Consider the following 13,026-nt stretch of genomic DNA (forward strand, 5'->3'; position numbering starts at 1 on the left):
AAGGTGGCCCGTGTGGAGGGATTGCCGTGACGGCGATGAACCTGACCGACCTGGCGGCGATCTACGAGAGCGAGCCGGCGATCGTGATGGCTGGCAGCGGCGCCACATTGAGCTACCGCGAACTCGACGACGCGTCCAACCGCATTGCTCACCTGTTTCGGCAGCGTGGACTCCAGGTCGGCGACCATATCGCAATCCTCATGGAAAACTGCCTGGACATGTTCCCCGTCGCCTGGGCCGCACAGCGGGCCGGGCTTCTCTATACGCCGGTGAACTGGCATCTCGCCGACGACGAAGCGGCGTACGTGGTGGAGAACTGCGGTGCCCGTCTGCTCGTCCATTCCGAACAGCTCGACCGGCTGGCTTCCGTTATCGCTTCCGGAAACCCCACTGTCGAAGCAAGGCTGACAGTGGGGTCCACGTCGCCGAGTGGAGCCGAGCGGCTCGCGGATGTAGTGGCCGCACTTCCCGAAACCCCGATCGACGACGAGGTCGAGGGTTATTACATGTTCTATTCGTCCGGAACCACCGGGCGCCCCAAGGGGATCTTGCCCGAGCTGACCGGCGCGCGGTTCGGATCGGGGCTGAGGATCGACTCGACGATGCGTGATGGGTTCGGATTCGGTTCGGATACGGTGTATCTGAGTCCAGGCCCGCTCTACCATGCGGCTCCGCTCGCATGGTCCATGGGGACCGTCCGCAACGGCGGCACCGCGATTGTCATGGAAAAGTTCGACGCCGAGGACGCACTGTCGACGATCGACCGGTATCGGGTGACCCATTCCCAGCTCGTGCCGACGATGTTCGTACGCATGCTCAAACTCCCGGACGAGACGAGGGCCCGGTACGACGTGTCGAGCCTGCGCGTGGTGATCCATGCGGCCGCGCCGTGCTCGGCCGAGGTCATTGAAAGCATGATAGACTGTCTCGGGCCGAAGATCCTCGAGTTCTACGCGGGCAGTGAGGGCAACGGCTTCTTCATGATCAGCACGCCGGAGTGGCTCGAGCATCGCGGCTCCGTGGGCAGGCCGACCATCGGTGAGGTGCATATCTGCGACGACGCCGGGCACGAACTCCGTCCGGGCGAGGTCGGCACGATCTGGATGAGTGGCACCCCGAAATTCGAGTACCACGGCGACCCGGGCAAGACCTCCGGCGCGTACAACGACAAGGGCTGGAGCACCCTGGGCGATCTCGGGCACGTGGACGAGGACGGCTACCTCTACCTGTCGGCGCGGCGCACCGACCTGATCCTCTCGGGTGGGGTGAACATCTATCCGCAGGAGATCGAGGATGCAATCACGATGCATCCGGCGGTTCTCGACGTCGCGGTGATCGGGCTGCCCGACGATGAGATGGGCCAACGGGTGCACGCGGTCGTGACGCCGGCGGAAGGTGTCGTTGCGGACGAGGCTCTCGCGGCCGAGTTGATCGGCAATGCGCGGAACAAGCTCGCACATTTCAAGGCGCCGCGCACGGTCGAATTCGATGAGGTGCCGCGGTTGCCGAGCGGCAAGATCCTCAAGCGCGAGCTGCTTGCCCGCTACGAGAACATCAGCGAAGCACGGTGATATCAGTCGTGTTACCCAGGTTGCGTTCGAGAGCTGGAGCGAAATCGGACTCATCACTTCTCCGCTCGGTCTGAACGTGTTCGCAGCGGCCGTGCCGCCGGCGTCCTAAAGGATCGTCCCGGGACGATTGAGTCGGTCGGGCCGCGCCGAGAATTTGGGTTCGGCGTGTCGCACGGTTGTCGGCGCGTGGCTCGTGACCTTCCGGGTGCTGGTCTGTATGGGCTCCAACTGGGCGTTGCGCCTTTCATCGAGCACGGGCCGCAACAGCCGCTTTCTTCGCCGCAAGCCCTGCTGTCAACTGCTCCAGCATGGCCCGTCGATGTTCGTCGGACGCCGGTGGTCTCTGCACTGTCGAGTGGGCGGCACGGACACGGTGATAGGGCTCGGTGAGCCGGTGAGCCGCATCGGCAACGGTTTCGCCGCGCTGCTGACGGTCGTGGGTCTTGCGTTCGTTCGGGGACGGGCCGGTCCAGTCGAGGCGGGCGAGCAGATAGGCCACCAGCCGCAGCGGCGCGGTCATCGCCTCGGCTGTCGGCCAGATCAATCCGCAGGTGATGCCGTCGCGGTTGAGGACGTGGGCGATGTCGATGCCGGTCCAGCGGTCGGTATCGATACCGGCATCGAGCAGGAGGTCGCAGACCGATCCGATGTGTCCGCGCTGTCTGCCGGTCGCATCGTCGATGCCGCTAAATGAACTTGTGAGACGTTGCGAGCTGAGGCGATCCGGGTCCTGCTTCCGCCGGCGACAGACCGTCTCTTTACCAAGGATGTGACGGTGTGTGCGAACCCCACAATTTCGGGCTCTCCTGACTCATTCGTGGGTGATTTCTGCCCGGTAATTGAGGCGGGTGACCGCCGAGCCCGAGCATGGCCAGGGCAACGAGGGCCTCAGGGCTACGAAATCCGAACGCCACACGGGTGATCAGTCTGATCTTGGTGTTGATCGACTCCATCCGCCCGTTGGACAGGCCGTGTTCGATCGCAGCAAGGATCGAGTCCCGGTGGGTGACGATGCTGCGCGCCAACGCGACGAACTCGGGGATACGGCATCGCCGAGCCCAACCGATCCACCGGCCCAACTCGACGACAGCATCCTCGAGGGACATCTGGAAGATCAACCGCAGCGACTCCTTGAGCAGATAGGCACGGTACAAGGCGGGATCCTCGAGTTCGATCAGCCGCAACGTCACCGTCTGCTTCTCGGTCAGATTCTCCGGGTTCTTCAACAGCGCCCACCTGCTCTTCTTGACCACGGTGGCCCGCTCACGGTATGGATCGCCGGTGTTGCCCGTCCCGGCCCGCGGCCGCCCTCGTGTACCGAACCTCTTGCGCGGGATCGCTTTCGCGCGAGCCCGGTTCCAGGCGCCGCGGCGGACCTTGTCGACCGCGGCGGTCGCCCAGGCCACCACATGAAAAGGATCCGCGCACCGGATCGCGTCAGGGCAGCGTTCAGCAACGACCTTCGCGATCCACGCCGCCGCATCAGCGGTGACATGGGTGATCTGCGCGCACCGCGCCTCGCCGAGCAGATCGAAGAATCCGCGCAGGGTGTCGGCGTTGTGGCCTTCCGCCGCCCACACCAGCCGACCGGAATCGTGATCGACGACCACCGTCAGGTACTTGTGCCCCTTCTTGTACGAGATCTCGTCGATCCCGATCCGGGCCAGCCCGCCGAAACGATCGATCTTGCGCTTGGTGTCGGACCACACCCGATCGACGATGGACCCGACCGTGCGCCATGCGACCTGCATCAGCTCACACACCGCGGACTTCGAGCAGTGTGTGGCCAGCCACGCGATCGTCTCGTCGAACCGCCTCGTGTGTCCGGCCCCGTGCCGGGCCCACGGCACATGCGCCACGACCACCCCGTGCTCACCGCACATCACCCGCGGTGCCGGTGCTTCGACGAGCACCGTGACCTGGCCTGCATCGAGAGCCCGCCACCGTCGGCGCCCTGCCCCACCGTCGTAGCCCGGGCTCCGGCGCCGGCACACCCCGCATCGTGATCGGGCTCTGGCCGTCGGCCGTACCGAGACCACCACGCATCCCGCGTCGTCGTCGTATTCGACGCCCTCGACGATCGTCTTTTCGACACCGAGGATCCGAGCCCATATCCTGTTGTTGCGCACGCCGTTTCCCGTATCTGTAGCGACCTGACCCTAGACAAGCCAGAACGCTACTGGGGCAACGGCGTGCGTTTCTATACGGCCCTCAGATCACCCACAGATCAGTCAGTAGAGCCGCGAATCTCGCATTACTCCGATGTCCTCACGCTATGGAGGTATCCGACTGCCGACAGCGTCTGCTCCCGCCCAGCGGGTCGTTTCGTCGATTTGCCGGAGCGGCACACCGCCGAGTGCGACCCGCTGTGCTCGTCGGGCGATGACCACCCCGGTTGCCGGCCATGCCGTCTCTGTCTGCGGCGGGACCGGCTCGCATAGAGATCCGGACGATGGTCCGAAGCCTGTCGGCCCGACGACCGGCCGAAAGGGGTTCACGAGGGCGCGGGCGGGCCTACCGTGGGAGCATGTTGTCTGCACAGAACGCCGAGGTAGTGCGCGCGACCCTTCCTGTCGTCGGCGCAGCCATCGGTGATATCACCCCGATCTTCTACCGCCGGATGTTCGCTGCGCATCCAGAACTCGAGCGCGATCTGTTCAACCGCGGCAACCAGGCCCAGGGCGACCAGCAGCGCGCCCTGGCCGGAGCGATCGCCGCGTACGCGAGCCTGCTGGTGTCCGACAATGTCGCCGAACCGGGCGACCTGCTGTCGCGAATAGCCAACAAGCACGCATCGCTCGGGATTCTTGCCGATCAGTACGACATCGTGCACAAGCACCTCTTCGAGGCGATCGTCGAAGTCCTCGGCGACGCGGTGACCCCCGAGGTCGCGGCGGCGTGGGACGAGGTCTACTGGGACATGGCGAAGGCCCTGGTCACGATGGAGACCCAGCTGTATCTGGACTCCGGTGTCGACCCCGGGCAGGTGTGGCAGCAACTCACGATCCGGAAACGAGTGCAGGAATCACCCGACACGGTCTCGTTCGCGCTGGCACTTCCCGACGATTCGCCCTTGCCGCCGGCACGTCCCGGACAGTACGTCTCCGTCGCCGTCCGCCTGCCGGACGGTGCGCGGCAGATCCGGCAGTACAGCCTCACCCGGGCGCCGCAGCGTGCGTACTGGGGCATCACCGTCAAGGCGATTCCCGAGATGAGCAATCCCGACGGTGGGATCATCCCCGAAGGGGAGGTATCGAATTTTCTGCATCGCAACATGTTCGAGGGTGACGAGCTGACGGTGTCGCGTGCGTTCGGCGATCTGCTTCTCGACGACACCACCGCCCCGTTGCTGTTCATCTCCGCCGGAATCGGGTGCACCCCCATCATCGGGATGCTGCACTACCTGACCCGTACCGAATCCGACCGGCTGGTCACCGTGCTGCACGCGGACCGTGCACCGTCCCGGCACGCGCACCGACGGGAGTTGTCCGAACTGGTCGAGCGGCTACCGGGTGCCCGGGTGCACCACTGGTACGAGGACCTGGGGGTGCGGCCCGCGTCCGACACCACGCGCGCGGGCCGGATCGATCTCACCGATGTCGACGTCGCTCCCGACAGTCAGGTGTATCTGTGCGGACCGCTGCCGTTCATGGAGGCGGTGCGAGCCGCGCTGATCGAGCGCGAGGTCCCGGAACGAAACGTCCACTACGAGGTGTTCGGTCCCGACAAGTGGTTGCCGCAATAGCAGCGGCGGCCCGTCCTTCAGCGTCCCGTGCGGTGCTTCGCTGCCAGTTGCTCCAGCTCCTCGGGTGAGAGCGACTGCATCCGGGCGATGTCATCGGTGGCGAAACTGTCGAGAAACGCAGCGAAGGCGTCGGTGCGGGCAAGCGCACGCACCCCGAGGTCACCGCCGAGAACCTGTTCGACGAGGCGCCGGAACTCGGGGTCGGGCGCTGCGGCGGCGAGGGTTCGCAACGACTCGGTGAGGTGCCGCGACAGGTCGGCGCTGCCGTTCGCGACGTCGAGAACGAAATCGGGTTGCACGGTGTCCTTCGTCGTCGGGTCAGGTGGTCGGTAGGGGAGGCAGCTCGATCCGCTCCATCGTGGCCAGGCTCCCGACCAGGCCGCTCATCAGTGCTTGCACGAGCGTCCAGGTCTTGGTCCACACCGACGTGATCGTGCTCCAGGCGTCGAGGATGCGCGCAATCTCCACGGCTGCCAGGCCACTCGCCGCAGTCGAGGCGACCACGCCCACGCCGGTCAGGAGCGCGGCCTTCGCGGCCGCGATATGGATGATCGCGATGATCGCGCTGTCGGTGATCGCGGCGAGGGTGTCGCCGACCGCCCGGCCCAGTTCGTACATCGCGACCGCCATCTGTTCCAGCTGAGTGCCGATTCGGTCGAGCTGGTTCGCCCGTGAATCGACGGCGTTCTGCAACCGAGCGAGATAGTCCCGGGTGGCGTCGGCGGCCGTCCCGGTCCAGGGCTCGGACGTCGCGGCGGCTGCGCCGATTCCAGCGGCGTAGATCCGGTCGAATGCCGCCAGGTTGTGCACGCTCTCTCCCGCACGTGCGATCGCGCCCCAATCCCCGGAACACTTCTCGGATGCCATGGCCCACGGATCGACGCCGATGACTCCGGTGCAGAACTTCTGGATGTAGAAGCTCGGGCTGATGTAGTAGAGACCGAGTGCTTCTTCGAGAAGGTCCGGAATCGGGTCGGAGCCGGCGGGTGCGTCCAGTGCGTGGACGGGGGCGGTCACCAGGCAACATCCGGGTGTAGTCGATCGAACCGGCGGGCGGTGGCGTCTCGACTCGTTTCGTACTCCGCCGCGCTCGTGTTCAGGGCCGTCGACGCCCGGTCGGTGGCGAGGCCCAGTTCGTCGTAGGCGGCGGTCAGGCGAGGGCGAAGTTCGGCCAGCCGGGCCATGATGTCCCCGAACACGACACCACCGGAGGCGTCGGGTGACAACCACCTGTCGGCGTAACTGCGCGCACTTCGTGACTGGTCGGCAAGATCCTGCAACTGCTGCGCCGCGGCACGAAGATCGTCCGGATCCACACGGAACCCCGGTTCTGTCATGACTTTCCCCCCGAATGTCGTGATCGGTGGGAGTCTACGACATCGGATGATCTTGTTCCGCCACGGCTTGCAATACTGTCCGCCGTGAACATCAACGGGGGGTCGAACTATTCGGGGTCGAATTATCCGGAGTCCGGGATTCCGGGACGGATGCATGTGCGGCTGAGTGTCGCGCAACGCTACGGCGAGGAAGACGATGCGCCGCTGTCCGACTGGGGGCGGGACCGAATACTCGAGGTCGGAGAAGCAATTCCCGAAGTGTGTGCATTGCACGGGTTGCCGGAAGTGCGCCGATACAGTGCGGCCGTGTCGTCGATGAAGAATCGGATGAGCTCGGGGGTCTGTGCCGGTGACAGGAGGCTCTTCGGCGATCTCGCCGATCCGAGGCATCCGGGAGGCAGGCGCAAGGAGTTCCCCACCTACACGATGGGGGTCGAGTGGCCGCTGTGTGCCAGATGCGCGCGGATCGCGACGATTGCGACGATTGTCGCGGTCTCCGGCATGGGTCTGGGGATCGCCATGTTTCTGTGCCCGTTGCTCTGGGCCTTCTGGTCGGGCGCGTCGCTCGACGAATACCCGGCGCTTCCCATTCTGATGTTGGTGGCGTTCCCGGTCATGTTCGTCGGTTCACAGGCGGTGCCGTTCAAGCAGTCGTGGGTGGGGCTCGAATTTCCGATCGACGGATCGTTTCTGCTCGTTCCCGACGCCCACCCGAACTTCGTGCGAGCGGTCCAGGGGTTGCGTGCGGAGGCAGGCCGGAATACCTCGCCCGGGCTCCCCGATCCGCCGAGACATCGGCACGAGTGAAAGCTTTGTCCTCGGAGGGCGTTTCCTGCGACGGAGTGTCCCGGGCTTTCTCTCGCCGCAGCGGGCTGTAATACTGCCTCGCATGGCGAACGGGGGACCCCAGCGGGTCGAGGTGCGGTTGGCGGTCGAAACTGCGCACGGTACAGCAGCGAACTCACGAAACGGGGCATTGCGGCCGGTGGAGCCGGTTCCGCCCGTGTGCGCACGACACGGCGAACCCGAGGTGGAACGGGCGCGGGTGACGATCTCGTCGGATCAGTCGCCGGACACGTCCTCGGGTGCGGCCGGCGGGGCGAGCAGGCTCGGTTCGGCGCTGGAAGCCGCCTACACGGTGCAGGTCGCGGCGGTGGAGTGGCCGGTGTGCGGTCGGTGCGTCGACATCCGGATCCGCTGGCAGATCGCGGCCGCCGCGACGTGCACCGTCCTGGGTGCGGTGTTCCTCGCGCTGGTGTTCGCCCTGGTTCAGGGAGCGCCGAAGATCTACGGGGTCGGACTGCTCACGGTATTCGGGCTGTCCTTCCTTCCGATCTATATGGCGCTGCGGCTGCTCGAACCGCGACGGGCGGCGCTGGGAGTGGCGGTCACCGAGGACGGAACGGAAATTGTTGTTTCGCAGGCGCATCCGGATTTCGCCGCCGCGGTCGCGGCCGGACGCAGGGTCTAGAGCGGGTCGAACCTGATGTTCTGCCGCGGTGTGCCCGCGGCGGACAGCGCGTAGAGCGTGGTGCGGATCATCGACGGCGAGCCGGCGATCTGGATCTGCCGGTCGGCCCACGTACCGAACTGCGCGGCGACCTTGCCGAGTTTGCCGTACATGGGACGGTTGAGGCCCGGCGGAGCTTCCTTCGGAGGAAACGGATGCCACCACGGGTTCTCCGGCTGCTCGATGACCGGCACGATGGTGAGCCACGGGTTGGTCATGGCGATGTGCCAGAGCGTTTCCAGGTCGTAGAGGTCGCACGGGTACTGGCCGCCGTAGAACAGGTGCACGCGCGGATTGTTGCCGCGCATCGCCATCTCCATGATCTGGGCGCGCATGGGCGCGAGTCCGGTGCCGGACGCGATCATCAGCGCGTCCTGGCCGCTCTCGAGGTCGACGGCCAACCCTCCCAGCGGTGGGCCGATCGTCCAGCGGTCACCGACCGAGACTTCGCCCACGAGCGCGGGGCTGACCCAGCCGGTCGAGACCCGTCGCACGTGGAATTCGATCTGGCCGTGCGGATTCGGGGGAATGGCCGCGGACAGGTATCGCCACATGTTGGGTCGCTGAGGGATCTGCACGCTCATGTACTGGCCCGCATGGAACGGGATGGGGGAGTCGGTTTCGAGCCGGATGATCGCCAGGTCGGGCAGCACGCGTTCGTGGCCGACGACTGTGGCACCCCACGACGCGGGAAGGTCGTCCTCCTCGCAGGCGACGGCCATGGCTTCGACGAGCCGCCCGATGACCCGCGACCACGTGCGCTCGAGCGCGGCGGTCCACAGGATCAGCGGAGTGCATTCGCGCACCGCGACGAGAAGAGCGTGCCCGGCGGCGCGGAAATGATCGGGCCTGACACCGTACTTGCGGTGGTCGCGGGCGAGCTGGCCGAGGAACGCTTCGACGGCGTCGACATCGGTCAGCCGGTTGATCACCCAGCCGACGGCGGTGGTGAACCGGTGTCGCATGCCTTCCATGCCCGCAGGAAACAGGTCTCGGGTGCCGGCGGCCTCGGCCCACAAGGTGGTGTAGAAGGCCGTGGCGAACCGTTCGGGGCCGGTGGGGGTTGCCGTGATAGACGCGAAACTGAGCTGTACCCGGGCGATGGCGAATGCCTCCACGCCATCCCTCCCACGTGCGATTCCTGCTGGTCGCCGCCACTGTAGTCGGTGACGCGCGGGTCGGCCACAGGCGCCCGGTAACTGCACAGTGTCCGCGCCGATGTGACACGCATCATTGATATCAATAAACTTGAGTGGAACAAACTCAACTTTCGTCCCGTTGAACCCATCGAACGCCCGTAGCCACGCTCGCGGGTGGAGAATCGAAACAGACCCACGAGAAGGAAGGGGCCCGTAGTGGACTCGTTCAATCCCACGACGAAAACCCAGGCTGCGCTCACCGCCGCACTCCAGTCGGCGTCCGCTGCGGGTAACCCGGACATCCGTCCGGCGCACCTGCTGGTTGCGCTGCTCGACCAGGCCGACGGCATCGCCGGCCCGCTGCTCAAAGCAGTCGGCGTCGATCCCGCCCAGGTACGCCGCGAGGCGCAGGATCTCGTAGACCGGCTCCCCAGCGCCACCGGCGCGACCACCACCCCGCAACTCGGCCGCGAAGCCATCGCCGCGCTGTCCGCGGCCCAGAAACTCGCGACCGAACTGACCGACGAATTCGTCTCCACCGAGCACGTTCTGGTGGGCCTCGCGAGCGGCGACTCCGACGTCGCCAAGCTCCTCGCCGGGCACGGTGCCACGCCCGCGGTGCTGCGGGAAGCGTTCACGACCGTCCGCGGTACCGGTCGCGTCACCAGCGCCGACCCCGAGGGCACCTTCCAGGCGCTCGAGAAGTACTCGACCGACCTGACCGCCCGCGCCCGCGAAGGCAAGCTCGACCCGGTCATCGGCCGCGACAACGAGATTCGCCGCGTCGTGCAGGTGCTCTCCCGCCGCACCAAGAACAACCCGGTACTCATCGGCGAGCCGGGCGTCGGCAAGACCGCCATCGTCGAAGGGCTCGCCCAGCGCGTCGTGGCCGGTGACGTTCCCGAATCGCTGCGTGGCAAGACCGTCATCTCCCTCGACCTCGGGTCGATGGTCGCCGGCGCCAAGTACCGTGGCGAATTCGAGGAACGCCTCAAGGCGGTGCTCGACGAGATCAAGCAGTCTGCCGGTCAGATCATCACATTCATCGACGAGCTGCACACCATCGTCGGCGCCGGCGCGACCGGTGAATCCGCGATGGACGCCGGCAACATGATCAAGCCGATGCTCGCCCGTGGCGAGCTGCGGCTCGTGGGCGCGACCACCCTCGACGAGTACCGCAAGTACATCGAGAAGGATGCGGCACTCGAACGTCGCTTCCAGCAGGTACTCGTCGGTGAGCCCAGCGTCGAGGACACCGTCGGCATCCTGCGTGGCCTCAAGGAGCGGTACGAGGTGCACCACGGTGTGCGCATCACCGACTCCGCGCTCGTCGCCGCGGCCACCCTGTCCGACCGGTACATCACCTCGCGGTTCCTGCCCGACAAGGCCATCGACCTCGTCGACGAGGCCGCGTCGCGGCTGCGGATGGAGATCGACTCGCGTCCCGAGGAGATCGACACCGTCGAACGCATCGTCCGTCGCCTCGAGATCGAGGAGATGGCCTTGGAGAAGGAAACCGACGAAGCGTCGAAGGAACGGCTCGAGAAGCTGCGCTCCGAACTCGCCGACGAACGGGAGAAGCTGAACCAGCTCACCACCCGCTGGCAGAACGAGAAGTCCGCCATCGACTCCGTCCGCGAAGTCAAGGAACAACTCGAGGCGCTGCGCGGTGAAGAGGAACGCGCCGAACGCGACGGTGATCTCGGTAAGGTCGCCGAACTGCGCTACGGCCGCATCCCCGAACTGGAGAAGCGGCTCGAAGCCGCCGCGGCCGCTTCCGGTGCCGCCGCCGACGGCGACGTGATGCTCAAGGAGGAGGTCGGCCCGGACGACGTCGCCGATGTCGTCGCCGCCTGGACCGGTATCCCGGCCGGCCGCATGCTCGAGGGAGAAACCCAGAAGCTGCTGCGCATGGAAGACGAACTCGGCAAACGCGTGGTGGGACAGACGAAGGCCGTGCAGTCCGTCTCGGATGCGGTGCGCCGCTCCCGGGCCGGTGTCGCCGACCCGAACCGGCCCACGGGCTCGTTCCTGTTCCTCGGCCCAACCGGCGTCGGCAAGACGGAGCTCGCCAAGGCGCTCGCGGGTTTCCTGTTCGACGACGAACGCGCCATGGTCCGCATCGACATGTCGGAGTACAGCGAGAAGCACTCCGTCGCGCGGCTCGTCGGGGCACCTCCCGGCTACGTCGGCTACGAGTCGGGCGGGCAGCTCACCGAGGCGGTGCGTCGCCGCCCCTACTCGGTGGTGCTGTTCGACGAGGTCGAGAAGGCCCACCCGGACGTGTTCGACACGTTGCTCCAGGTACTCGACGACGGCCGTCTCACCGACGGGCAGGGTCGCACCGTCGACTTCCGCAACACCATCCTGATCCTCACCTCGAACCTCGGTTCGGGTGGCGACAAGGATCAGGTGATGGCGGCGGTGCGCGCGGCGTTCAAGCCGGAGTTCATCAACCGGCTCGACGACGTGGTGATCTTCGATCCGCTGTCGGAAGAGCAGCTCGAGCAGATCGTCGACATCCAGCTCGAGCAGCTGTCGTCGCGGCTGGCGGCACGCCGGTTGGTGCTCGACGTCAACTCGTCGGCCCGGTTCTGGCTGGCCGTGCGCGGCTACGATCCGCAGTACGGCGCGCGCCCGCTACGCCGGCTCGTGCAGCAGTCGATCGGCGACCAGCTCGCCAGGAAACTGCTGGCAGGGGAGATCAAGGACGGTGACACCGTCCCGGTCGTGGTCAGCGAGGACGGCGATCATCTCGTGATCGGCGCCTGACGGCGCCCGTGCGCGGTTCCGGTAGCACCTGCTACCGGAACCGCGCACGGCTATCCTGGACACGGCCATGACGAATCCGAAGGATCCGCGCACCCCGCAGGAGCGCGCCTACTCGCTCGACGAGTCGGGCGACGACGACACCCGGGTGCTCTATACGTCCGACCCGACCGAGGCCTACGGGCGCCCGGTGAGCAACCCGACCCTGGTCTATCCGCAGTACGACCCGCGGTTCGACCCGGCGGCGCCTCAGCCGAACCCCACGCAGCAACTCGGGCAGCCGGGGTATCCGCCTCCGCAGTACCAGCCGCCCGGATACCAACCTCCCGGCGCACCTCCCGCCGAGCCCGATCCGGAGTCGCGCCGTCCTCGCGGACCGCGCTGGGGAATGCTCGCCCTCGCCGCCGGTGTGCTGATCGTGTCGGGCGCTCTCGCCGGCTTCCTGCTCAGCGGCAGCGGCAGCGACGGTGCCGCGACCGCAACCGGCCCCACCACCACCGCCGCACCGGTGCCCACCACTACCGCCCCCGCGCCCGCACCGAACAACGCACCGAGCATCCCGGCCCTGCCGCTCGACGAGTTGCCCGGCGGTCTCGGGGAAGTGATCGGGTCGTCCGGCGCGGTCGTGGGCACCATCACCGCCAACGACGGCACCAGCCTCACGCTCAGCAGCCTCGGCGGCTCGCTCGTCACCGTGCTGTTGACGCCCGAGACGCAGATCATCGCCCTCGCCGGCAATACCCCGGACGCCCTCACGATCGGCGCGACCGCGGTGGCGACGGGTACCCCGGTGGAACAGGGCCGGATGACCGCGGAGACCGTCGTCAGCGCGTCGCTGCCCGCGTTCGGGCGCTCCGGCAACTGAAGACGCTAGTCTGATTGGCGATGACGTTCATGTGGTTCGCTCTGGCAGCGATCGCGCTTCTCGGCGCGCTCGTACTGCTCTACATCGACC

General features: G+C 66.7%; 12 protein-coding genes. 7 read left to right on the plus strand and 5 right to left on the minus strand.

The annotated features are described in order from the left end of the window. The first annotated feature begins 35 nt into the window (after positions 1 to 35). Complete coding sequence (locus Q8814_RS04220) at positions 36 to 1,571, plus strand: acyl-CoA synthetase (protein ID WP_330150761.1); 1,536 nt, start codon at positions 36 to 38, stop codon at positions 1,569 to 1,571. A gap of 217 nt (positions 1,572 to 1,788) precedes the next feature. Continuing rightward, positions 1,789 to 2,265 carry a hypothetical protein gene (locus tag Q8814_RS04225; protein ID WP_330150762.1) on the plus strand — a complete coding sequence of 159 codons (477 nt, stop codon included), beginning with the start codon at positions 1,789 to 1,791 and terminating at the stop codon, positions 2,263 to 2,265. A 64-nt stretch (positions 2,266 to 2,329) separates the two neighbouring features. Here Q8814_RS04225 and Q8814_RS04230 read toward each other — a convergent pair whose 3' ends face one another. Then, a complete protein-coding gene (locus tag Q8814_RS04230) occupies positions 2,330 to 3,700 on the minus strand; it encodes an ISL3 family transposase (protein WP_330150763.1) in 1,371 nt (456 codons plus the stop codon). A 398-nt stretch (positions 3,701 to 4,098) separates the two neighbouring features. Here Q8814_RS04230 and Q8814_RS04235 point away from each other — a divergent pair, with 398 nt between their 5' ends. Then, positions 4,099 to 5,316, plus strand: coding sequence for a globin domain-containing protein (locus tag Q8814_RS04235; RefSeq protein WP_330150764.1), 1,218 nt, complete (start codon positions 4,099 to 4,101; stop codon positions 5,314 to 5,316). A gap of 17 nt (positions 5,317 to 5,333) precedes the next feature. Here the strand turns inward: Q8814_RS04235 and Q8814_RS04240 are convergent, their stop codons facing one another. Genes Q8814_RS04240 through Q8814_RS04250 form a run of 3 tightly spaced genes read right to left on the minus strand, consistent with a single transcriptional unit; the run spans position 5,334 to position 6,653 of the window. After that, positions 5,334 to 5,615, minus strand: a complete 282-nt coding sequence (locus Q8814_RS04240) for a hypothetical protein (protein WP_330150765.1) — start codon at positions 5,613 to 5,615, stop codon at positions 5,334 to 5,336. 19 nt (positions 5,616 to 5,634) lie between these two features. Next, on the minus strand, positions 5,635 to 6,333 hold the full coding sequence (locus Q8814_RS04245; protein WP_330150766.1) for a hypothetical protein: 699 nt from the start codon (positions 6,331 to 6,333) through the stop codon (positions 5,635 to 5,637). Beyond that, positions 6,330 to 6,653, minus strand: coding sequence for a type VII secretion target (locus Q8814_RS04250; protein WP_330150767.1), 324 nt, complete (start codon positions 6,651 to 6,653; stop codon positions 6,330 to 6,332). The genes Q8814_RS04245 and Q8814_RS04250 overlap by 4 nt, the downstream gene beginning before the upstream one ends. 84 nt (positions 6,654 to 6,737) lie before the next feature. On the opposite strand from Q8814_RS04250, the gene Q8814_RS04255 reads away from it, so the two are divergent. Both Q8814_RS04255 and Q8814_RS04260 read left to right on the plus strand, forming a co-directional pair. Beyond that, positions 6,738 to 7,460, plus strand: a complete 723-nt coding sequence (locus tag Q8814_RS04255; protein ID WP_330150768.1) for a hypothetical protein — start codon at positions 6,738 to 6,740, stop codon at positions 7,458 to 7,460. A gap of 82 nt (positions 7,461 to 7,542) precedes the next feature. After that, positions 7,543 to 8,124 carry a hypothetical protein gene (locus Q8814_RS04260; RefSeq protein WP_330150769.1) on the plus strand — a complete coding sequence of 194 codons (582 nt, stop codon included), beginning with the start codon at positions 7,543 to 7,545 and terminating at the stop codon, positions 8,122 to 8,124. On the opposite strand, the gene Q8814_RS04265 is transcribed toward Q8814_RS04260, so the two are convergent. Further along, entirely contained in the window at positions 8,121 to 9,281 is a 1,161-nt protein-coding gene (locus Q8814_RS04265) for an FAD-binding oxidoreductase (protein WP_330150770.1), read from the minus strand. The two genes, Q8814_RS04260 and Q8814_RS04265, sit on opposite strands and share 4 nt — an antisense overlap. 237 nt (positions 9,282 to 9,518) lie before the next feature. Between Q8814_RS04265 and clpB the strand changes: the two genes are divergently transcribed. Both clpB and Q8814_RS04275 read left to right on the plus strand, forming a co-directional pair. After that, entirely contained in the window at positions 9,519 to 12,074 is a 2,556-nt protein-coding gene (gene clpB / locus Q8814_RS04270) for an ATP-dependent chaperone ClpB (protein WP_330150771.1), read from the plus strand. 67 nt (positions 12,075 to 12,141) lie between these two features. Beyond that, positions 12,142 to 12,936, plus strand: a complete 795-nt coding sequence (locus Q8814_RS04275; protein WP_330150772.1) for a hypothetical protein — start codon at positions 12,142 to 12,144, stop codon at positions 12,934 to 12,936. Positions 12,937 to 13,026 lie beyond the last annotated feature (90 nt).

Source organism: Rhodococcus chondri (assembly GCF_036327435.1).
Classification (GTDB): Bacteria; Actinomycetota; Actinomycetes; order Mycobacteriales; family Mycobacteriaceae; genus Rhodococcus; species Rhodococcus chondri.

What these genes read in the sequence shown, in the direction of transcription:
- Q8814_RS04250 (WP_330150767.1), bottom strand. Translation starts at nt 6,653, where the DNA reads ATGACAGAACCGGGGTTCCGTGTGGATCCGGACGATCTTCGTGCCGCG.
- Q8814_RS04235 (WP_330150764.1), top strand. Translation starts at nt 4,099, where the DNA reads ATGTTGTCTGCACAGAACGCCGAGGTAGTGCGCGCGACCCTTCCTGTC.
- Q8814_RS04275 (WP_330150772.1), top strand. Translation starts at nt 12,142, where the DNA reads ATGACGAATCCGAAGGATCCGCGCACCCCGCAGGAGCGCGCCTACTCG.
- Q8814_RS04260 (WP_330150769.1), top strand. Translation starts at nt 7,543, where the DNA reads ATGGCGAACGGGGGACCCCAGCGGGTCGAGGTGCGGTTGGCGGTCGAA.
- Q8814_RS04220 (WP_330150761.1), top strand. Translation starts at nt 36, where the DNA reads ATGAACCTGACCGACCTGGCGGCGATCTACGAGAGCGAGCCGGCGATC.
- Q8814_RS04225 (WP_330150762.1), top strand. Translation starts at nt 1,789, where the DNA reads ATGGGCTCCAACTGGGCGTTGCGCCTTTCATCGAGCACGGGCCGCAAC.